The sequence below is a fragment of the Anoxybacillus tepidamans PS2 genome (assembly GCF_000620165.1).
Lineage (GTDB): Bacteria > Bacillota > Bacilli > Bacillales > Anoxybacillaceae > Anoxybacteroides > Anoxybacteroides tepidamans_A.
In genome coordinates, this window is sequence record NZ_JHVN01000001.1 from 434540 (window position 1) to 455015 (window position 20476).

Genomic DNA, 20476 nt, shown 5'->3' on the forward strand with positions numbered 1-20476 from the left:
ATCCTTTCTTCATTCATTTACCCTTAATGTATCACAACTCGCCTTATGATATAAATCTTTCCAACACAAAGCAAAGCAGTCCTATCCCTGCGGCTAGATAAAGAAGCTGAATCAAGCCGCCGACTACCCAATTTTCCTGCTTTCCATTTTTCCACATCCTCTGCTTTCGCCCATTGTTCTATCTTTCTTCGTTCACTTTCTAATCAAAAAGGCAATCTCTACATTGCGAGATTGCCTTTTCATAATTAAAATTGAATTTTCTCTTCAAGGAAGCTCTTTAACTCCGCAATCGGTACGCGCGTTTGTTCCATCGTGTCACGGTCGCGCACCGTCACCATGCCGTCTTGCTCGGAGTCAAAATCGTACGTGATACAGAATGGCGTCCCAATTTCATCTTGGCGGCGGTAGCGTTTTCCGATCGAACCTGATTCATCATAGTCGACCATAAAATGCTTCGATAAATCTTCGAAAATTTGGCGCGCTCCATCGGAAAGCTTTTTCGATAACGGGAATACAGCTGCCTTATAAGGCGCAAGTGCCGGATGCAAGCGCATGACCGTACGTGTCGTGCCGTCTTCAAGCGCCTCTTCGTTATACGCGTCGATCATAAAGGCAAGCGTGACGCGGTCCGCGCCAAGCGACGGCTCAATGCAGTAAGGAATGTAACGCTCATTCGTTTCTTGATCAATATAATGGAAATCTTCACCAGAATGTTCCATATGTTGTTTTAAATCGTAATCGGTGCGCGAGGCAATGCCCCATAGCTCACCCCAGCCAAACGGGAATTTATATTCAATATCTGTCGTTGCGTTACTATAGTGCGACAATTCTTCCTCGGAATGGTCGCGCAGGCGAATGTTGTCTTGCTTTATTCCTAATGATAATAGCCATCGTTCGCAAAATTGCTTCCAATAATCAAACCATTTCAATTCTTCGCCAGGTTTGCAGAAAAACTCTAATTCCATTTGTTCGAACTCGCGCGTGCGGAATGTAAAGTTACCTGGCGTAATTTCATTACGGAAACTTTTTCCTATTTGTGCGATACCGAACGGCAGCTTTTTGCGCATCGTCCGCTGCACGTTTTTAAAGTTGACAAAAATGCCTTGCGCCGTTTCCGGACGAAGGTAAATCTCGTTCGCACTCGATTCAGTAACACCTTGGAATGTTTTAAACATTAAGTTAAACTGGCGAATGCTCGTGAAATCTTGGCTACCGCAATCCGGACATGCGATGCTGTGCTCTTTAATAAGCTCTTCCATTTTTACAAATGGCAATCCGTCAACAACCATTTCAATTCCTTTTGCTTCTAAGGCGTTTTCAATCAATTTGTCAGCGCGGTGACGCGCCTTACATTGTTTACAGTCGATCATTGGATCGTTAAAATTGCCTAAATGACCTGACGCTTCCCATGTCTTCGGATTCATTAAAATCGCCGCATCCAAACCGACATTGTAAGGAGACTCTTGGACAAATTTTTTCCACCAAGCTCGTTTAATGTTGTTTTTTAACTCTGTTCCTAACGGGCCGTAATCCCACGTGTTTGCTAAGCCGCCATAAATCTCGGAACCTGGAAAAACAAACCCGCGATGCTTCGCATGAGCGACAATTTGTTCCATCGTAACTGACATATGATCTCCTCCTTATATATTTTTTCAAACAAAAACGCTCTCGCCACTAGGCTTTTCGCCTAGGGACGAGAGCGTAACTCCCGCGGTTCCACCCTAGTTGATGCACATTGTGCACCCACTTTTTGCGAACGCAACTCCGGACTGCCGTTTCGTTGGCCATCTTCGCCAGGCTTCCACCATCCCCGGCTCGCTAAAGAAGAGAGGGACCACTACTATTCATCCATCATCGTTACAATATATGCGTGTTTTGCTATTTATAATAACAAAATCAAAAAACAATCGTCAATGCCGCACACCATTTTTACAATCGATTTTTTAACCGTGATACAATCGGCGCTCCATCCCAAATAATCTCGCTACTTGCCTTTCGTTTTGCCACTTCTGGTTCGGAAAGCAATAGCCAAAAGTTTTTCGTCGGAAGCTTCCCGAGACCATGCTTTTCACCTAACCGATCCAAGTACATTTGCCGTCTGTCCGTCATTTGTCGCGACAGATGGTCCCCTTCATTGGAAAAAGCGTATAGGACGCTTGCTGCTGCGACACGTTTGACGCGAAAGGTCGACGAGACGCGCAAAAAGAAATCCCAGTCCCAATAATTATGAACATATGGATCAAAATAACCGACAGACTCATGAATACGCTTATGATACAAACTGCCTGATGGGACATACGTGGAAAATTGCCGCATCGCTTCTTTATCATATTCGTAAGCAAATAAAAAACGATTCGTCGGGATGCGATGCCCGTCGTCCATACGATAATAGAAAATCTCGACATCTGAATAAACAAAATCAGCATCGGAAATGGCCGCAACCATTCTTTCAACATGACAAGACAGAAGTAAGTCGTCATCATCGCAAAGCATAATCAATTCACCGCGTGCGGCCTTCACCCCGATATTTCGCGCCTCGACATGTCCGACATTTCGCTCACAATGAATAAGATGAATACGTAATTCTGGATATAACGCGACAATATGATCTACACGTTCACCGCCATCATTGACAATGATGACTTCAAAAGGTTTATATGTTTGCCTGCTTAAAGACTCTAATAATTCCGCAAGCGGATATGGCCGATTGTACGTCGGAACAACGATCGAAACAAACGGATTCATGCGAACTTCACCGCCCTGGTCCTATGATTTTCTTTTCGGAAGACAAGAACAACCTTTCTTCTAACGCCCCGGAAGCAAGTACGACACCTGTAACAATAAAGAAAAAGCCGAACCATTGCGCCAAGTGAATTTTCTCCCCTAAGAAAAAAGAAGAGGCCAACAACGAAAAAAACGGTGATAGATTAATAAAGATGGCCGCTTCAGCCGCGCCGAGTCGCTGAATGGCCCGGTTATAAATCATTTGTCCCAACCCGCTTGCGACAATCGCCGAAGCGAAAAAGACGAGCCATGCTGACATGCTGCCCGCGGCTAACCGCGACAAACCATCTCCCTCAACCGCAAGACCAATCACGAATAGAACAGCCGATCCGGTCAGAAGCATCCAAGCTGTCAATACCTTTACATCTATAGAAGCTGCTAGCTTTTTAATAAAAATAAAGCTGACCGCTTGCGCTAACACCGCTAAAAAAATATAGAGATCCCCCATCGAAACCGTGCCAATTTTTGTGGAGCTATGTGTAACGATAAAAATGACACCTGTAAACCCTGAAATGATTCCAATGAACTTGGCTAAACGCAATCGTTCGCGCAAAATTAAGGCAGCTAATAAAGCGGTCACAAGCGGCGCCATCCCTAAAATAATTCCCGCGTTTGACGCCGTTGTCTTCGTTAAGCCGGACGCTAAAAAATAATGGTGACCTACAACATTACATAATCCTACTGTAAATACTAACATCAATTGCTGGGCTGTTACCCTTTGGCTTTGTCGCGTCACCGCCAGTACAAAAAACACTGTCAATGCCGCAACAAAAAGGCGCAATGACGTAATCATAATCGGTGTAAAAGCACTCACCAATATTTTAATCGCAACGACATTGCCTCCCCATACGACCATGACCGCGACAAGCAACATATAAATCGACCATTTTGCCATTCGATCCAACCTCTTTTCGAAAAATAAAAGAGAAGAAGCAATAATAGTAAAAATATCGCTCCTTCCCTTATTTGTCAATGATTATACCAATTCTTGCTGCTTCGTTTCTTTTCCTAATATCCAAACGGCCAAAGCTCCTACAAAAATGGCAATGCAGAAAATCGCAAAAATAGTGGTAACTCCTACCTTTTGCGCTACGAGATAACCGACTAAAAGCGGGCCTAAAATGCCGCCAACCCGACCGAATGAAGCAGCCATCCCTGCCCCTGTGCCGCGAATGGACGTCGGATACTGCTCCGGAGTATAGGCGTACAACGCTCCCCACGCTCCCAAATTAAAGAACGACAGCAGGATACCGAACAACATTAACAATGCGATTGATTCGGCATTTCCAAAGAAATACGCGCTCACCGCCGTACCAATTAAATACACGACAAGCACAAATTTTCTGCCGACACGTTCAATAAGCCATGCTGCACTGAAATATCCCGGCAATTGCGCAAGGGTCATAATAAGTACATATTGAAAACTTTTAATTAAACTAAATCCTTTGATCACCATGACACTCGGCAACCATAAAAACATGCCGTAATATGAGAAGACGACGCAAAACCACAGCACCCAAAGCATAATCGTTTCTCGTCGATAATCTGAGGACCATACTTTTGCAATATTTGCAAAAACGGTACTTTCCTTTTTAACGCTAGAAAAACGCGGAGAATCTGGCAAACTCCAGCGCAAATAAAGAGCGTAAAGAGCCGGCACCGCGCTTAATATTAAAGCGAGCTTCCATCCGTATGACGGAATGACAAAATAAGAAATCAGCGCTGCTAACAGCCAACCAAACGCCCAAAAGCTTTCTAACAAAACGACCGTTTTTCCGCGTTCGCTCGCTGGCACGCTTTCAGAAACTAATGTCGACGCCACCGGCAACTCCCCGCCAAGTCCCATGCCGACGATGAAACGTAAGATTAAAAACATTGTCAATGTGGTAGCAAGCGCCGACAAACCGCTTCCTACAGAAAACAATAAAAGCGTAAGGATAAAAACATTTTTTCTCCCAATACGATCCGCTAAAAGTCCAAAGAAAAGCGCTCCAACCGCCATACCGATTGAGTTAATACTGCCAATCCAGCCCATCTGTTCAGCTGTTAAATTCCATTCTTTTTGCAGCGCGGCGATAATAAACGATAGCATCCCAACATCCATCGCATCAAACATCCAGCCCAGGCCAGCAATGCCTAACAGCTTTCGTTGAGAAATCGTTTGTTGACTCATGACAAGCCTCCCTTCTTGACAGATGTCAATCTATAACATACACCATTATATTGATATATTCTCCTTGATTCAAACAAAAAAACAAAGGAGGCGAGTCTCCTTTGTTTATTTTGAAAATACTTGTTCGATTACATATACTAACCACTGCTTTACCGTCTCAAACGCAAACGGCACATTCAAACGCTCCGTCCATTGATGCGCATCGCGGCCCACCGGTCCGACGTTGAACACAGGCACTTGAAATTCGGCCAATGCATCAATTGGCAATTCGTAGCCACGGTTCCACATCGGCATATTGGCAGTCAACGCCCACAGCGCAGAAAGAGGCTGATGCAAACCAACGTAGCTTAAATCGGAAATGCCGCCGAAATAATGCTGTTGCACGAGTTCAATGTCGTGCTTTTCTTTTGCGTATTGTTGCAATGTCGCGACAAGATGGCAAACAAGCGAATCATCGCTTGAATTGACGGCTGGATAGTAAGGCGGAGCATAAAATAAGACAATCATTGGAGCGAAGTCTTTGCAAAGAATCGCCAGCTTATCAACGAGTTCAATCGTTCGCTCTCGCTCATCCTTTTTCACTGCATCCCCGAAAACTCGGCTCTCTAATTGTTCAACCGTCTCGCTTCCAAACATTTCGACCGCCTTTTGCCTTAGTTCCGCAAATGTCCATACATTGACAGAAAGCGATTTCGGCGTCGATTGCTCCATTTGCGCAAAACGAACCGCCTGCTCTCGGTAGCGCTCTTCAATTCGTTTTCCGGCCCGCTTCGCTAATTCAAGCAACTCTTCTGTTACTTCATCCATCGACTTTTTCTGTAAAAATAAATTGAACAATGTCACTGCGCGGTGCGGAATTTGCACCGAATAATCTTCTTTCAAATCTGTCTGAAATAAGCCGGTCGGCGGCGGGCTCACTTCACGGCCAAACACCTCACAAAAATCCGTGTTTAATTCTAGTTCATTAACGACTTGTGCCACCATAAAATTAGCGTTCAACCCCGCCAGCGGCTCACCGACATGCGTCTCCTTCCCGTAACAATAAAACCCCGGAAGCACTTTACCGATCGAACCAGTATAAATATAGTTCGTTTGATCTCCCGGATAGCGTGTAAACATCGGCTCAGAGTTGAGCACAAGTTTATAAGACAAATCATATTTCTTAGCCATTTCCACTAGAGCCGGCACTGCTGCGCGCATCCCGACAGAGTTCACCTCTTCATCCGGCACCGTTAAAAGCAGCAAGTTGCCTTCAAATGCGCCGTGACACGCCTGTTCAATGAGCGACATATGCAGCGCCAATCCGCATTTCATATCCATCACGCCGCGGCCAAACAGCCATTCACCGCTCTCTAAGTCAACTTGTACATCTGGCGGCAACTGCTCTTTATTTTCATAAAAACGTTGCGTCAACACTTGCGGCGAGAAAGCAAGTTCCTTCCATGCCCCATAGTCTTGTACATCGACGACGTCAAAATGGCTCACTAAAACGATCGTATCGCGCACTCGCTCGTCTTTTTTTACAAGCGCTGTGACAAAATAGCGCCCATCCCCTGTCGGATGTAATTGAACGAACTCGGGATTTCCCTGAAAATAATCAAGAGTCCGAAGCTGCTCCGCAACGTATTGCGAAAGCGTCACTTCTGCCTCTGAATTACTGATGCTTGCATGCTCTACTAAATTGCAAAGCAATTGGGTTAACTGTTGCTTCGTCTGCCATTTCATCCTATTTCCCCCGCTTTTCTTATAGTCCTTTATTATTTTAGCAAATATTTGTGCTAAACTGTACAATAACAAGTGTCAATTTTCTTGTTCTGTTTCTAAATTTGGCGACAAAGCCCATTCACTTTCAAAGCAGCTTCAACTATATTGACATTTTGCTACAATAACAGGTGTGTTGATTATCCAATAAAAACCAATTGACATTGCTTGATTCCTAGCTTTTCTGCCGCAGTCGGCGAAGCTCTGCTTGCCGACTGGACATGCATATCGCATGCCCTCCTCGAACAACGAACGCTTTGCGGGCAAATGCATTTGTAGGCTAGCGTTCTTGTTCGAGGGAAGAGACAGAAAAGCTTGTGTCTAGCTATATCATTCCACATTTTTAGTAAAATAATGGATCATCAACACTTGTGCTACAATAAATATATCTCAACCAAACATTTCTTTTGAGAGCGGGGATTATATGACACTCAAAGAAGACCCTTTCAAAGCGAATTTCGATAGCCTTGAAGAATTTGCAGACCGCATTAGCGACTTGCTGCAATGTCCGATTACGATCGAGGATGCGAATCACCGCTTAATCGCCTACAGTGCACACGACGACTATACCGATCCGGCGCGAACGGCGACAATCATTAGCCGCCGCGTTCCCGAAAAAGTAATTAATAGCCTTTGGAAAAAAGGCGTCATTCCGGCGTTATTAAGCAGCGAAGAGCCATTACGCATCGATACGATCTCCGAAGTCGGCCTCGGAAACCGCGTCGCCGTCTCCATTTGGAAAAACAACGAAGTCATCGGATTTATTTGGGCATTGGAAACGGAACGGACGTTATCGAAAGAGGATATGGAATTGCTCAAAAAAGCGGCTAAAGCCGCCAAAAATAAAGTGCTACAGCTGTATATGCGCAAAAACAAGCGGGAAGAACGGGTGCAAGAATTTTTTTGGAAGCTCTTAACAGGACATATCAAAACAAATGAAGAAATTAAAGAGAACTTTGATATGATGCAAATTCCAACCGCTTCACTTTTTTCTGTATTCGTTTTTCGCTTTGCAAGCGACATTACAAACGATCTCGAAAAACAAATTTCCTATGTTTTGCAGACGACACAACAAATTCAAGTGCTTCTTTACACAGTGGACCGGAACGATTTTATCCTATTAGCTGCTCCAAAATCACCTAATCAACCGCTATATGAGTTTAACCAATTCATCGCATCGTTTGCGACGAAAATGAAAGAGCGGTTCCATATTAACAGCATTCAAAGCAGTTTCGGCGGCATTTATGAAACATTTGAGCATATTGAAAAAAGCTACAAAGAAGCGTTGACCGTTTTATCAATGAAAGAAAAATTCCCTGAGCAAACTTCTTCCATTTATGGATATCAACAATTGGGCATGTATCAATTTTTTGATTTGTTATTAGAAAAAAAGCGGCAAGGGGAATTTACTAATTCATCACTCGCAAAATTGCAGGCCTATGACGACAAACATCATACAAACTTAATCGAAACATTCGAATCGTTTTTTGACCACGATAGTAATGTAAACGAAACAGCCAAAGCGCTGAACATTCACCCGAACACGCTCGCCTATCGTTTGAAGCGCATTGCGGAGATCGGTGAAATTGATTTGCACGATATAAATCAAAAAGTAAAATTATATATCGATATTAAACTAGCCAAATATGAAGCGCTGCATTAGTTTTGTGGAAATCCACAAAACAATGGCGCTTCTTTTTCTTTTCTAAACAAAGAAAAAATAGTACCGACTGTGTATACTGCAAGTGAGGACAATATGAGGGAGGAACTCAACCCATGATTATTGGTGTACCAAAGGAGATTAAAAATAACGAAAACCGCGTGGCGATTACTCCTGCTGGGGTGTTGTCATTCGTTCAAGCTGGTCATACAGTTATTATTGAAAAAGACGCAGGACTTGGAAGCGGTTTCACTAATGAGGATTATGTAAGTGCTGGCGCACAAATTATTGACAGCGCAAAAGACGTATGGGCACAAGCAGATATGGTCATGAAAGTGAAAGAGCCGCTCGCAAGCGAATATGAATATTTCCGTCCAGGATTGATTCTATTCACATACTTGCATCTTGCAGCGGAGCCTGAATTAGCTCGTGCGTTAAAAGAAAAAGGCGTTATCGCCATTGCCTATGAAACAGTGCAAGTCGGCCGTACGCTTCCGCTTCTTACACCGATGAGTGAAGTCGCAGGACGTATGTCGGCACAAATTGGCGCGCAATTTTTAGAAAAACCAAAAGGCGGAAAAGGTATCCTTCTTGGTGGTGTTCCGGGAGTAAGCCGCGGCAAAGTGACAATCATCGGCGGCGGTGTCGTTGGAACGAACGCAGCGAAAGTTGCAGTTGGTTTAGGCGCCGATGTCACAATCATTGACTTGAGCGCAGACCGTCTTCGTGAATTGGATGACATTTTCGGCCATCAAATCACAACACTTATGTCTAACCCAATGAACATTGCCCAAGCGGTCGCACAATCTGACCTTGTCATCGGTGCCGTTTTAATCCCAGGAGCAAAAGCACCGAAGCTTGTGACAGAAGAAATGGTAAAAGCGATGAAACCAGGCTCTGTCATCGTGGACGTCGCGATCGACCAAGGCGGCATCGTGGAAACAAGCGACCATGTGACGACACACGACAATCCAACATACGTGAAGCATGGCGTCGTTCACTACGCGGTTGCGAACATGCCTGGTGCGGTTCCAAGAACATCAACAATCGCATTAACAAACGTGACGATTCCATATGCGCTGCAAATCGCGAATAAAGGCGTGCGCCAAGCGATTGCCGACAACGCAGCGTTAAAACTTGGCGTCAACGTCGCCAACGGCGAAATCACATACGAAGCAGTCGCTCGCGACCTTGGCTACAACTACGTTCCTGTTGAAGAAGCATTTGGAAAACAGCTTACAGCTAACTAATTGAAAGAAACGACACAAAGGATAGGCACAAGCAGAATGATTAGCTTGTTCTATCCTTTTTTATTTTGACGACAACATCGCAACCATTTATAGTAAAATAGAGAGAAAAGAACGACAAAAGGAAGTGTGAACCCTTTGCGTGTATCAGCTGTCCAATATCATCTTCATACGATTCATTCCTTTCAACAATTTGCCGACCAAGTCACTCATTACGTCAAGACGGCGCAGGAGTTCGAAGCTGAGTTTGTGCTGTTCCCCGAGTTTATGACGACACAATTATTGTCGATTCCGACAAGTAGCGGACAAGCGGGAACTATCAACGATTTGCCCAACTATACTGAACCATACTACGAGCTGTTTACTGCACTGGCAAAACAAACGGGTATGCACTTAATTGGCGGCACGCACGTCATCCGAAAGGACAATAAGTTGTATAATGTCGCCCATTTATTTACGCCTGATGGAGATGTTCATCAACAAGCAAAGCTCCATATTACACCGACGGAAGTAAAAGAATGGGGAATTACGCCGGGGGAACATGTAAATGTATTCCAGACCGACAAAGGCACGATCGCCCTCTTAACGTGCTATGATATCGAATTCCCTGAGATTGTGCGCATGGTCCGTGCCAAGGGAGCAGACGTCATCTTCTGTCCATCGTGTACTGACGACCGGCACGGATTCCACCGCGTGCGGTATTGCTGCCACGCCCGCGCCGTAGAAAACCAAGTGTATGTCGTAACGACCGGCACCGTCGGCTCTTTGCCAACAGTCGATTTTATGCGCGCCAATTTTGGCCAAGCGGCAGTTATTACACCAAACGACATCCCGTTCCCGCCGCGCGGTATTTTAGTCGAAGGCGAAATTAACGACGACATGGTCGTCACTGCTGACCTCGACTTGTCGCTTTTATACAAAGTTCGCGAAAAAGGCTCGGTCACGACATGGCGTGACCGTCGCGTCGATCTATACCCGGACTGGAATTGACACGCTAAAAACGACGCGACAGCCCTACACTTACCTAGTAATAAAAACGCCTTCCCGTGATGGAAAGGCGTTTTGCATTATCAAGCCTGTTTACAAATCAAACGCAACAATTTCGATGCATCACCAAAGCGGTTCTCCCAAAACTCTGAAATCGTAATGGAGTTGTTTGCGACCTTCCATGTATATGTGCAAGACACGGTGCAACACATCACCAGTTCGCATACGCTTCGAGCGTCAAACCGATGACAATCCAAGATGCGCTTAACCCCTATACATACATCGCTCCCGGAAGCTCCACCAGGAGCCATTCACTCATATCGGAAGCTCCTGCGCTAAGCACCTACCGCTAGACCTGGCGTGCGCCCGCCGATCACCAATTAACAACATTCCGATCATATAAATCGAGACGGAAAGTAATACCATGGTCTCTCCCCTTTCCATGTTATCCGTTTGTCGATAAAATAATAAATGAGAGAATATTATTAAAAAAATAACAATTGTATTTGTATATTTGTAATACAACGCAAATAAAATCAAGCATTTATCTTCCTGAGAGAAATTTATTTATAAAATATTTCAATAAATCTAAAATTACAAACAATTATAAACAATATTTTTTCCAAATGTTGTTTTCATAAAAATATATTTTTCTTCTTTTTAATTTTTTTAGAATTTACCGTATATTTCATATGAAATATATGTATAGATGAACATGATATGTTTTAACTTTTTTTCTAAATGTTACAAAAAATTATTTTTATAAAAAGTATTGCATAAATAAATAAAGACTGGTAGTATGATAATCGTCTTAGTTAGTGTCTCACATTTGATTAACAAAAGACACTGAGTCAATGTTAAAATTTATTTATTTTTTAATAAAAAGGATGTATAAGGGGGAAGGAAAACGATGAAAAAAGGAATGGTGTTTGCTGTTATCCTTGCTTTGTTTGTAGCTTTAGCAGGATGCGGCGGTAAAGCATCGGAGCAAACTTCAGGAAGTGGAGAAGGGAACAAGAAAATCGTTGTTGGTACCGACGCTTCATTTGCTCCATTCGAGTACATGGATAAAGGAAAAATTGTTGGGTTTGACGTTGATTTGTTAGATGCTGTCATGAAAGAAGCCGGCATTGACTATGAATTGAAAAATATCGGCTGGGATCCTTTATTCGCAGCAGTACAAGGAAAAGAAGTAGACATGGCGGTTTCTGGTATCACAATTAACGATAAACGTAAACAAACATACGATTTCTCTATGCCTTACTTTGAGTCTACTCATATGATTATGGTCAAAGAAGATAGTCCGATTAAAAATGCGCTTGATCTAAAAGGAAAAGTGGTCGGCGTACAAAACGGAACAACTGGACAAGCAGCCGTTGAAAAATTGCTTGGCGCAGAAAACAAAAACATTAAAAAATTCGAAAACACAGTTGTTGCCATTATGGACCTTTTAAACGGCGGCGTTGAAGCAGTTGTAACAGACAACGCGGTTGCGAACGAATATGTGAAAAACAACCCAGATAAAAAGTTAAAAACGATTGAGGATCCAACAAACTTCGAGTCAGAGTTTTATGGATTTATGTTCCCGAAAGGAAGCGACTTAAAACCAAAAGTAGATGCAGCGATTAAAAAAGTCATCGAAAGCGGCAAATATGCAGAAATCTACAAAAAATGGTTCGGTAATGAACCGAAAGTCGACAACTTGCTCAAACAGCAATAACATACAGGTAAAAAATTGCGTAACTATTCGGCATTAGTTACGCAATTTTTATAAGAAAGGTGAGGAGAATGGATTTTCGTTTTGATATCATCCAGGAATACGCCCCGTTTTTCCTGAAAGGTGTATTATTGACGATTGGTTTATCTTTAATTGCCATCATTGTCGGCTCGATTCTTGGACTGGCGATTGGACTTGGTAAAATGTCTAACAATCGACTTGTTCGTCTTCCATTTGAATGGTACATTAACTTTTTCCGTGGAACACCTTTATTTGTACAAATTTTGCTTGTTCACTTTGGACTCATGCCGATGTTCTTTACACAACCGAGCCCAACGGTTTCGGCGGCTGTATCGTTATCATTGAACTCTGCGGCTTACATTGCTGAAATTTTCCGTGCAGGGATTCAATCGATTGACAAAGGGCAAATGGAAGCAGCACGTTCGCTCGGTATGACACACGCCCAAGCTATGCGTTACGTGATTTTGCCACAAGCGTTAAAACGGATGATTCCACCGTTTGCGAACGAATTTATCGTCTTAATTAAAGATTCGTCTCTTGCTGCGATCATTGCTGCTCCTGAGTTAATGTATTGGGGAAGAGCGGCGCAAGGACAGTATTACCGCGTATGGGAGCCGTATTTAACGGTTGCGTTCATTTATTTGATTTTAACCCTTTCCCTCAGTAAATTACTACATTATTTGGAAAGGAAGTATTCGAACCAATGATTACAGTCACGAATTTAAAAAAATCATTTGGCGATTTGCAAGTACTAAAAGGAATCGATGCTCATATTAAAGAGGGCGAAGTGGTCGTTATTATCGGCCCATCTGGTTCAGGAAAATCGACATTTTTACGTTGCTTGAATTTGCTTGAAAACTTCGATGAAGGCGATGTTGTCATTGATGGATTCCATTTAAAAGATAAAAATACCGACATCAATAAAGTACGCGAAGAAGTCGGCATGGTGTTCCAGCGCTTTAACTTATTCCCGCACATGACCGTGCTTGACAATATTACATTAGCCCCTGTGAAAGTGCGCAAATGGCCGCTTGAAAAAGCGAGAGAAAAAGCGATGGAGCTATTGAAAAAAGTCGGCCTGCAAGACAAAGCAAATGTTTACCCGGACTCGTTATCCGGTGGACAAGCGCAGCGTGTCGCCATCGCACGGGCGCTCGCAATGGGGCCGAAAGTGATGCTGTTTGACGAGCCGACTTCTGCCTTGGACCCAGAAATGGTTGGGGAAGTATTAGCCGTTATGAAGCAGCTAGCAAATGAAGGGATGACGATGGTTGTCGTCACCCATGAAATGGGCTTTGCCCGCGAAGTAGGCGATCGCGTCATCTTCATGGACGGCGGCTACATCGTCGAAGAAGGAACGCCAAGCGACATTTTCGACAATCCGCAGCACGAACGGACGAAGTCGTTTTTATCAAAAGTACTATAAAGCTTTTTACATCCGCCTTTCACGGAACATGTTCCAAAAGTCTTGTTTCGTGAAAGGTGGATTTTTTATGAAATGAGCTCGTTATGAACCAAATGCCAAAATATTTTTCATACTTAACCAAAAAATGTAGAAAAATAAACAGAAAAAGAGGTGCAACGTGATGAAGGAAAAAGACCCACAATTCCAAAGCGGCAAATTAGTCAAAGACAAACTAAAAGGGTATTATGGAATGGATTCTGAATCCAGCCTACAATCAGTAAATTTCGCTACGACAGACAATCCGCTCCTCAGCGAGCATTACCAAGAAGACACAAAAGAATTAGAATAAGCGCCGAATGACATGGCGCTTATTAATCTTTATACCATTTTACTTTCAACGAACAATGGACGAAGAGCATGAGAATCATCAAAGTAAATAAACGCATCATACCGATCAGAGATTTGCGATGGCACATAATTTCCTAAATGTTCGAGATGTGGATGATAAACAACCCCGATGGCTCGATGTCCAATAGCCGGTTGGAATTCCTCTTTATTTTGCTCATCGAACAGGAGTATTTTATTTTCGCTTCCCGCTAGATGCAAATAGTATTCCCAACTATCAGATACAGCCTCGAGCACAGGCATTACTTTATACGGCTCCCCCCACTTTGTGGCAGCTATAACTGTTCCTTTGTAGGCCCCGAATCCAACAGCATAAATATTTTCTCTTTCGTATTTTTCACGGGTTAGCTGTCCAACATTGACAAGCCCTTCTGTCGCCATATCGGTAAACCGGGCATCCCCGATGTGTGTATTATGCTCCCACACCACGCCTTTTGCCTCTTTTCCGTAAAAATCCGCTACTAAACCAAGCACCTCAACCATATGCCGATCGCGAATGTTCCATGATTCATTGTCATCTGTAATCATCGTATGGTAATAATGCTCAGCATTTGTTGTCACAAGTGCATTCACAAGCAAATTCAAATCTGCTTCATCATCTTTATACATATTTCGATCCCACTGAATCGCATTAAGAAGATCGATGACCTCATCCATACAGTCTTTCCCATAGAAGACAGCGGATACACCGTATTGTTCCCCTCTCCGACTAAACGGCTCGAAACATTCAAACGCCCTAATGGCTTTGTCTAAATAAGGAGATTGAATGTTACGCAAATGTTGAACAATCGCTTCCATCGACTCCCAAAGACTGTATACATCAAGCCCGTAGAATCCTACTTTTTTCTTGCTTCTCTGATTATAAGCTCGAAGCCACTCTACTAACTCTAAAACCTCTTCATTTGCCCACATCCACGATGGCCAGCGGTGAAACGCTTTAAGCACTTCTTTTGCGTCTTTGTATTCGGAAGTATAGCCCTTAATATAATGATTCACTTCATAACAGGAAGGCCAATCGCCTTCAACCGCGATAAACGAAAAATCAAATTTTTCAATAAGCTGCTTCGTAATTTCCGTCCTAGTCGTGTAATACTCCGAAGTGCCGTGGGACGCTTCTCCAAGCAGGACAAATTTAGCTTTGCTTGCCCTTTGAATGAGCGGGTTTAGATCATCCATTCGTTGAAATGGAAGAGCATATTTCTCGATGCTAGACTGCAAATGATGAGTGGTAATCATTTTAGTTTTCACCCTTTTGGATTTATGTAGCAGCCTTATTATTTTACTTTTCATATATAAGTATTCTTTGTTTTGCCCTCATGAACCTCTCCGATCGCTTAGAGGCGGGAGACTTCTCGGTGAATGTGTTAAATAAATAAACCGGCCCCCCTTTAAAGGAAGGCCGGTTTTTATCATAACACGAACGCCATCGTCCAAATCGAACCTGCCACGACAACAATCGCGATAAAAAAGCTGTATGCCATATTGATCGTTTGGATTTTGCCGCTGTCGCTTTCAGTTACATGCATGAACATAAATAGCTGCAACACCGCTTGCAAGACAGCGAGTACCACGATTCCGACAAGAATCGCCTTTGTCGCAAGCCCTGAAGAAAACGCAATCCACAATGCGGCAAACGTCAAAACAAGCGATAAAATGAACCCGACAATATGTTTCCAAGGAAATGTTTCATGGTGATGGTTTGCTCCCATCTTACATCACCATCCCTGTCAAATAAACTAGCGTAAAGATGAAAATCCATACAACGTCAAGGAAATGCCAGTACAAGCTGACAATAAACACTTTGCGTGCCGTTCGCGGAGTGAATCCCCGCTGCAAAAGCTGAATAATAATCAGCGTCATCCAGCCAATTCCGAGGCTAACGTGCGCTCCGTGCGTCCCAACAAGCACAAAGAAGCTTGAAAGAAACGCGCTCGTTTGGATCGTTGCTCCTTCGTGAACATAATGGATGAACTCACGCACCTCAAATGTGATGAACCCGGCACCTAAAAGCAGCGTCACTAACAGCCATACTAGCAACCCTGTCAATCGGCGGCGGCGCATTTCAAATACGGCAAGCCCGCATGTGAAACTGCTCGTCAAAAGAAGAAGCGTTTCAATCATGACATCTTTGATTTCAAATAAATCAGCCGTTGTCGGTCCATGACCAGTTCGCTGGAATAGGACAAGGTAAGTGGCGAACAAGGTCGCAAACAGCGCGACCTCGGCGCCAAGAAAAATCCAAAATCCTAAAATATTGAGGCGGCTTTCTTCTGTTCGATACTCTAATGGCATCGTTTCATCATAGTGATGAGCTGTATCTGCCATTCTCTATGCCCCCTTTCCCGTCAAACGCTCCGTACGTTTGATCTCGTCTACACTGATATAGTAACCGTCGTCATCATCAAACGAACGAAGAATTAAACCGAGAATGATGAATACCGCAGCGATAATCGCTAGCGTAAACCATTTAAACACAAGGCCAAACCCTGCAAAGAAAAAGGCAATCGAAATTAAAAACGGGCGACCGGAATTGCTTGGCATATGAATTGGTTTCAATTTCTCCTCGTCAATTTCAAAGCCTTTTCCGGACTTCTTCATCTCCCAATATGCATCTAAATCCTTCACTTCTGGAATCACAGCAAAGTTATAATGTGCAACCGGAGAAGATGTCGCCCACTCAAGAGTACGGCCATCCCATGGGTCCCCGGTCATGTCGCGCTCACCGTAACGTGCGCTATAGTAAATGTTATAGCAAAGCACAATAAAACCAATTCCCATTAAAGCGGCGCCCACTGACGCGACAACGTTAAGCGGCGTCCAGCCAAGTCCCGCCGAATATGTGTACATGCGTCGCGTCATCCCCATGAGTCCTAAGAAATACATTGGGAAGAAACAAATGTTAAACCCAATCATAAACAACCAGAATGTCCATTTTCCTAATCGCTCGTTCAAAATATGGCCGAACATTTTTGGATACCAATAATGGAGTCCAGCAAAGCAAGCAAACACTGTACCAGCAATCAATACATAATGGAAGTGAGCAATTAAGAAATAACTATTATGGTATTGATAATCCGCCGCTGCCATCGCCAGCATCACCCCAGTGACCCCACCGATGACGAAGTTTGGAATGAACGCGAGCGACCAAAGCATCGCGGTCGTAAAACGAATTCTTCCTTTGCGGAGCGTAAACAACCAGTTAAAAATTTTAACACCTGTCGGCACCGCGATCGCCATCGTCGTGATCGAGAAAAAGGAGTTAACTGCTGCGCCTGCACCCATTGTAAAGAAGTGGTGCACCCAGACGATGAAGCTTAAAAACGCGATTCCGACAATGGAATATACCATCGCTTTATAACCGAATAGACGCTTGCGAGCAAACGTACTAACAACCTCGGAGAAAATTCCGAATGATGGAAGAATAACAATATATACTTCAGGGTGTCCCCAAATCCAGAACAAGTTCGCCCAAAGCATCGACATACCGCCGTTTGCCATCGTAAAGAACTGCGTATCAAACAAGCGGTCAAACGTCATTAACGCCAACGCTACTGTCAACACCGGGAAAGCAAAAATAATCAACACGCATGTGATAAGAATTGTCCACGTAAACATTGGCATGCGCATAAGCGTCATCCCCGGCGCACGCATTTTTAAAATGGTGACTAAAAAGTTAATCCCGGTCATCAGCGTACCAATACCTGAAATCTGCAAAGCGACCGCGTAATAGTTGTTCCCAACCCCCGGGCTAAACTCGTTCCCAGCAAGCGGGAAGTAAGCTGTCCAACCCGCATCCGGTGAGCCGCCAATGACAAATGCAATGTTAAATAACATCGCTCCAACGAAGAACAACCAAAAGCTTATCGCGTTCAAATACGGATACGCGACGTCACGCGCTCCAATCTGCAGCGGCACGACAATGTTCATCAATCCGATAATAAACGGCATCGCCATAAATAAGATCATGATCGTACCGTGAGTCGTAAAAATTTCATTGTAATGCTGCGAATCAAGAAATTTCATATTCGGTGCCGTTAATTGGGCGCGCATTAACAGCGCATCAACGCCGCCGCGGAATAACATCAACACCGCTGAAATGATGTACATGACACCGATTTTCTTATGATCAACCGTCGTTAACCATTCATTCCAAAGCCATTTCCACTTTTTAAAGTACGTAAGAACGAAAACGATGCCGATCATCGTTAACACGATGGATACATCGGCTGCATAAATCAGCGGCTCTCCCGTTACGAAAAATTCGCTCCATTTCATCCGCCTGTTCCTCCTTCCCTACAATGAATGGATGCTATTAATGGCTATGATGCTCCATGTCCATTCCTTCGTGATGTTTTGTATTCTCACTATGTTCTTCTGTTTTGCCCATATGATGGCTATTTTGTTTTGCATGATCGATCCATTCAAGATGTGTATTCGAGAATGTCATTCGGCCAACAAGACCCGGTTTTAAAATGGTTTCATATTTTCCCTTGCTTAGTTTCGGTGCTGTTTGCTGCACTTCTTTTACCCATTTGTTAAAGTCATCTTTTGTTTGCGCGACGACTTCAAATTCCATGTGCGTAAAATCTTTTCCTGTGAAGTTCGCGTTCCGTCCCATATATGAACCCGGCTCATCTGCTTCAAGGAACAATTCTGTTTCCATGCCGTCCATCGCATATTTTTGTCCGCCTAACTGCGGCACCCAAAATGAACTCATTGGACCGACTGATGTTAACTTGAATTTTACAGGAACGTCTTCTGGAATATTGACATAGTTCACTGTTTCAATATTTTGTTCCGGATAGCTAAAAATCCATTTCCAGTTTGCCGCCGTAACATGAATCGTTAAAGGTTTCACACTCTTCTGGGACGGCTTTTCTAAAGCAAATGTTGCTTTTACTGTCGGAACAGCGAGCGCTGTAACAATCAAAATCGGAATCGCTGTCCAGACGATTTCTAACAACGTGTTTCCTTCCTCTTCAGGAGGCTCGTAATTGTCCCTTCCCGGTTTTTCACGGTAACGAACTAACACCACAGTAAATAGTACAAATACAACAACAATAATTAACAACATAAACCCAATGGACCACATAATTAGATCATACTGCGTCTTCGCAACAGGTCCTTTTGGTTGTAACACCAACATATTTTCGCTGCACCCGCTTAATAACAGCAACAAAGATAACGGAAGCAACGAAGCCCATTTCCACATTTTCTGCTTCATCGCTTTGCTTCCCCCTTTACATCGCAAAATAACGCTAGAAAAACTACTAATATGTTTTGTTTTTAACATATCAAAAGTAGAAACATTTGAAACCGATTTAAGCAAAAGTTCATAAATCAGAAAAAGATTTGTCACAATGTGTTCAAAAACTATTCAAGAAATATTCACTTGTATGGATACGTCCCCCAATGAAATGTTTTCCATAAAAAAAGCCGATCCTCCTCATAAGGATCAGCCCTGTTTTTTACCAATATAAAACGATATTATTTTGTGAGACGCGCTTTCATCATCTGTCTTGTCCGCGGATGAAGCGTTTGCCACATCCATGCTTCGTATAGCTGCTTCTTCTCGCATACAGGCAAATAGTACGCCTCACCTAGCTGTCTTCGTGCCCGTCCGGTGACATCATACAGCGTTAATGCCGCCGCGACAGATATATTAAAGCTTTGCACAAAGCCATGCATTGGAATCATGAATGTCCCGTCGGCTAAGGAAAGCGCCTCATCCGATACACCGCAATGTTCATTACCAAATAAAAGCGCCGTCGGTCGCGACACATCAATGTCATGAAGCGAGATCGTTCCTTCTCCTAAATAGCTCGCCAGTACTTGATAACCGCTTTCTTTTAATTCTTTAATAGCGGTTTTAATATCGGGCTTTTTATGAATGGTAAGCCACTTATCCGCATTACGCGTCACAAATGGATTTGGCTGAAACGGTGCCTGCCCCGTAACGACGTACACATCTTGTAATCCAAATGCCTCCGCTGAACGTAGGACCGCCGCCTGATTATGCGGATCATCGACCGCCTCTGTTAATATAGTAATATGGCGAGTTCTTTCATTTAATACATCATACATCCGCTTCAATCGCTCAGGTACAATCATTTCCCAAATGGGTTGGTTTTCTTCTGTTAATAATCCCTCTTGTTTTAATTGTTCAATGAACGTTTTTGCTTCTTGTTCGTTCATTGTGTTCACCTTCGTTCTATTGAAATTTCTAAGAACGAATTTCATTGTACAAAATTTCGAAACATCCGGCAAATAGTAATCACAAATCAAACTCTTAAAACCTTGTTGATCCATTGAAGCT

General features: G+C 43.4%; 18 protein-coding genes and 1 pseudogene. 7 read left to right on the top strand and 12 right to left on the bottom strand.

The annotated features are described in order from the left end of the window. Window positions 1–245 precede the first annotated feature (245 nt). The 5 genes from N667_RS0102375 to N667_RS0102395 all read right to left on the bottom strand — a co-directional run bounded on the left by N667_RS0102375 (window position 246) and on the right by N667_RS0102395 (window position 6682). Entirely contained in the window at window positions 246–1628 is a 1383-nt protein-coding gene (locus N667_RS0102375; protein ID WP_027408081.1) for a glycine--tRNA ligase, read from the bottom strand. 301 nt (window positions 1629–1929) lie between these two features. Beyond that, window positions 1930–2745: a glycosyltransferase family 2 protein gene (locus N667_RS0102380; RefSeq protein ID WP_027408082.1), complete on the bottom strand. Its 816-nt coding sequence runs from the start codon at window positions 2743–2745 to the stop codon at window positions 1930–1932. 7 nt (window positions 2746–2752) lie between these two features. Continuing rightward, on the bottom strand, window positions 2753–3679 hold the full coding sequence (locus N667_RS0102385) for a DMT family transporter (RefSeq protein ID WP_027408083.1): 927 nt from the start codon (window positions 3677–3679) through the stop codon (window positions 2753–2755). Window positions 3680–3760: 81 nt separating this feature from the next. Continuing rightward, a complete protein-coding gene (locus N667_RS0102390) occupies window positions 3761–4957 on the bottom strand; it encodes an MFS transporter (protein WP_027408084.1) in 1197 nt (398 codons plus the stop codon). A gap of 105 nt (window positions 4958–5062) precedes the next feature. Continuing rightward, window positions 5063–6682 (bottom strand): M20/M25/M40 family metallo-hydrolase, encoded by a 1620-nt coding sequence (locus tag N667_RS0102395; protein ID WP_027408085.1) that lies wholly within the window; start codon window positions 6680–6682, stop codon window positions 5063–5065. 460 nt (window positions 6683–7142) lie between these two features. Between N667_RS0102395 and N667_RS0102405 the strand changes: the two genes are divergently transcribed. The 3 genes from N667_RS0102405 to N667_RS0102415 all read left to right on the top strand — a co-directional run bounded on the left by N667_RS0102405 (window position 7143) and on the right by N667_RS0102415 (window position 10615). Continuing rightward, on the top strand, window positions 7143–8381 hold the full coding sequence (locus N667_RS0102405) for a PucR family transcriptional regulator (RefSeq protein WP_027408086.1): 1239 nt from the start codon (window positions 7143–7145) through the stop codon (window positions 8379–8381). A 113-nt stretch (window positions 8382–8494) separates the two neighbouring features. Further along, window positions 8495–9628 (top strand): alanine dehydrogenase, encoded by a 1134-nt coding sequence (gene ald / locus N667_RS0102410; RefSeq protein ID WP_027408087.1) that lies wholly within the window; start codon window positions 8495–8497, stop codon window positions 9626–9628. Window positions 9629–9763: 135 nt separating this feature from the next. Next, window positions 9764–10615, top strand: coding sequence for a carbon-nitrogen hydrolase family protein (locus N667_RS0102415; RefSeq protein ID WP_027408088.1), 852 nt, complete (start codon window positions 9764–9766; stop codon window positions 10613–10615). Window positions 10616–10713: 98 nt separating this feature from the next. Here the strand turns inward: N667_RS0102415 and N667_RS20110 are convergent. Then, window positions 10714–11038, bottom strand: a pseudogene (locus N667_RS20110) (sodium:solute symporter family transporter); the annotation flags it as partial. Window positions 11039–11522: 484 nt separating this feature from the next. Here N667_RS20110 and N667_RS0102425 point away from each other — a divergent pair. The 4 genes from N667_RS0102425 to N667_RS19920 all read left to right on the top strand — a co-directional run bounded on the left by N667_RS0102425 (window position 11523) and on the right by N667_RS19920 (window position 14104). After that, window positions 11523–12332, top strand: coding sequence for a basic amino acid ABC transporter substrate-binding protein (locus N667_RS0102425; RefSeq protein WP_027408090.1), 810 nt, complete (start codon window positions 11523–11525; stop codon window positions 12330–12332). A 68-nt stretch (window positions 12333–12400) separates the two neighbouring features. After that, window positions 12401–13057: an amino acid ABC transporter permease gene (locus N667_RS0102430; RefSeq protein ID WP_027408091.1), complete on the top strand. Its 657-nt coding sequence runs from the start codon at window positions 12401–12403 to the stop codon at window positions 13055–13057. Beyond that, window positions 13054–13776 (top strand): amino acid ABC transporter ATP-binding protein, encoded by a 723-nt coding sequence (locus tag N667_RS0102435; protein WP_027408092.1) that lies wholly within the window; start codon window positions 13054–13056, stop codon window positions 13774–13776. Before N667_RS0102430 ends, N667_RS0102435 begins: the two co-directional genes overlap by 4 nt. A 160-nt stretch (window positions 13777–13936) precedes the next feature. Further along, a complete protein-coding gene (locus N667_RS19920) occupies window positions 13937–14104 on the top strand; it encodes a hypothetical protein (protein WP_198020505.1) in 168 nt (55 codons plus the stop codon). 29 nt (window positions 14105–14133) lie between these two features. Here the strand turns inward: N667_RS19920 and N667_RS0102445 are convergent, their stop codons facing one another. The 6 genes from N667_RS0102445 to N667_RS0102470 all read right to left on the bottom strand — a co-directional run bounded on the left by N667_RS0102445 (window position 14134) and on the right by N667_RS0102470 (window position 20355). Beyond that, window positions 14134–15396, bottom strand: a complete 1263-nt coding sequence (locus tag N667_RS0102445; protein WP_027408093.1) for an erythromycin esterase family protein — start codon at window positions 15394–15396, stop codon at window positions 14134–14136. Window positions 15397–15569: 173 nt separating this feature from the next. Further along, entirely contained in the window at window positions 15570–15869 is a 300-nt protein-coding gene (gene qoxD, locus N667_RS0102450) for a cytochrome aa3 quinol oxidase subunit IV (protein ID WP_027408094.1), read from the bottom strand. Window position 15870: 1 nt separating this feature from the next. Then, window positions 15871–16485 (bottom strand): cytochrome aa3 quinol oxidase subunit III, encoded by a 615-nt coding sequence (gene qoxC, locus N667_RS0102455; protein ID WP_027408095.1) that lies wholly within the window; start codon window positions 16483–16485, stop codon window positions 15871–15873. Between the two features lie 3 nt (window positions 16486–16488). Beyond that, window positions 16489–18435 (bottom strand): cytochrome aa3 quinol oxidase subunit I, encoded by a 1947-nt coding sequence (gene qoxB, locus N667_RS0102460; RefSeq protein WP_027408096.1) that lies wholly within the window; start codon window positions 18433–18435, stop codon window positions 16489–16491. 37 nt (window positions 18436–18472) lie between these two features. Further along, window positions 18473–19384, bottom strand: a complete 912-nt coding sequence (qoxA, locus tag N667_RS0102465; protein WP_027408097.1) for a cytochrome aa3 quinol oxidase subunit II — start codon at window positions 19382–19384, stop codon at window positions 18473–18475. A gap of 263 nt (window positions 19385–19647) precedes the next feature. Continuing rightward, complete coding sequence (locus N667_RS0102470) at window positions 19648–20355, bottom strand: TrmH family RNA methyltransferase (protein WP_027408098.1); 708 nt, start codon at window positions 20353–20355, stop codon at window positions 19648–19650. Window positions 20356–20476: the final 121 nt, after the last annotated feature.

What these genes read in the sequence shown, in the direction of transcription:
- N667_RS0102395 (WP_027408085.1), bottom strand. Translation starts at nt 6,682, where the DNA reads ATGAAATGGCAGACGAAGCAACAGTTAACCCAATTGCTTTGCAATTTA.
- N667_RS0102430 (WP_027408091.1), top strand. Translation starts at nt 12,401, where the DNA reads ATGGATTTTCGTTTTGATATCATCCAGGAATACGCCCCGTTTTTCCTG.
- qoxA (WP_027408097.1), bottom strand. Translation starts at nt 19,384, where the DNA reads ATGAAGCAGAAAATGTGGAAATGGGCTTCGTTGCTTCCGTTATCTTTG.
- N667_RS19920 (WP_198020505.1), top strand. Translation starts at nt 13,937, where the DNA reads ATGAAGGAAAAAGACCCACAATTCCAAAGCGGCAAATTAGTCAAAGAC.
- qoxD (WP_027408094.1), bottom strand. Translation starts at nt 15,869, where the DNA reads ATGGGAGCAAACCATCACCATGAAACATTTCCTTGGAAACATATTGTC.
- N667_RS0102405 (WP_027408086.1), top strand. Translation starts at nt 7,143, where the DNA reads ATGACACTCAAAGAAGACCCTTTCAAAGCGAATTTCGATAGCCTTGAA.
- N667_RS0102445 (WP_027408093.1), bottom strand. Translation starts at nt 15,396, where the DNA reads ATGATTACCACTCATCATTTGCAGTCTAGCATCGAGAAATATGCTCTT.
- N667_RS0102425 (WP_027408090.1), top strand. Translation starts at nt 11,523, where the DNA reads ATGAAAAAAGGAATGGTGTTTGCTGTTATCCTTGCTTTGTTTGTAGCT.
- N667_RS0102435 (WP_027408092.1), top strand. Translation starts at nt 13,054, where the DNA reads ATGATTACAGTCACGAATTTAAAAAAATCATTTGGCGATTTGCAAGTA.
- ald (WP_027408087.1), top strand. Translation starts at nt 8,495, where the DNA reads ATGATTATTGGTGTACCAAAGGAGATTAAAAATAACGAAAACCGCGTG.
- N667_RS0102385 (WP_027408083.1), bottom strand. Translation starts at nt 3,679, where the DNA reads ATGGCAAAATGGTCGATTTATATGTTGCTTGTCGCGGTCATGGTCGTA.
- N667_RS0102375 (WP_027408081.1), bottom strand. Translation starts at nt 1,628, where the DNA reads ATGTCAGTTACGATGGAACAAATTGTCGCTCATGCGAAGCATCGCGGG.
- N667_RS0102470 (WP_027408098.1), bottom strand. Translation starts at nt 20,355, where the DNA reads ATGAACGAACAAGAAGCAAAAACGTTCATTGAACAATTAAAACAAGAG.
- qoxB (WP_027408096.1), bottom strand. Translation starts at nt 18,435, where the DNA reads ATGAAATGGAGCGAATTTTTCGTAACGGGAGAGCCGCTGATTTATGCA.
- N667_RS0102390 (WP_027408084.1), bottom strand. Translation starts at nt 4,957, where the DNA reads ATGAGTCAACAAACGATTTCTCAACGAAAGCTGTTAGGCATTGCTGGC.
- qoxC (WP_027408095.1), bottom strand. Translation starts at nt 16,485, where the DNA reads ATGGCAGATACAGCTCATCACTATGATGAAACGATGCCATTAGAGTAT.
- N667_RS0102380 (WP_027408082.1), bottom strand. Translation starts at nt 2,745, where the DNA reads ATGAATCCGTTTGTTTCGATCGTTGTTCCGACGTACAATCGGCCATAT.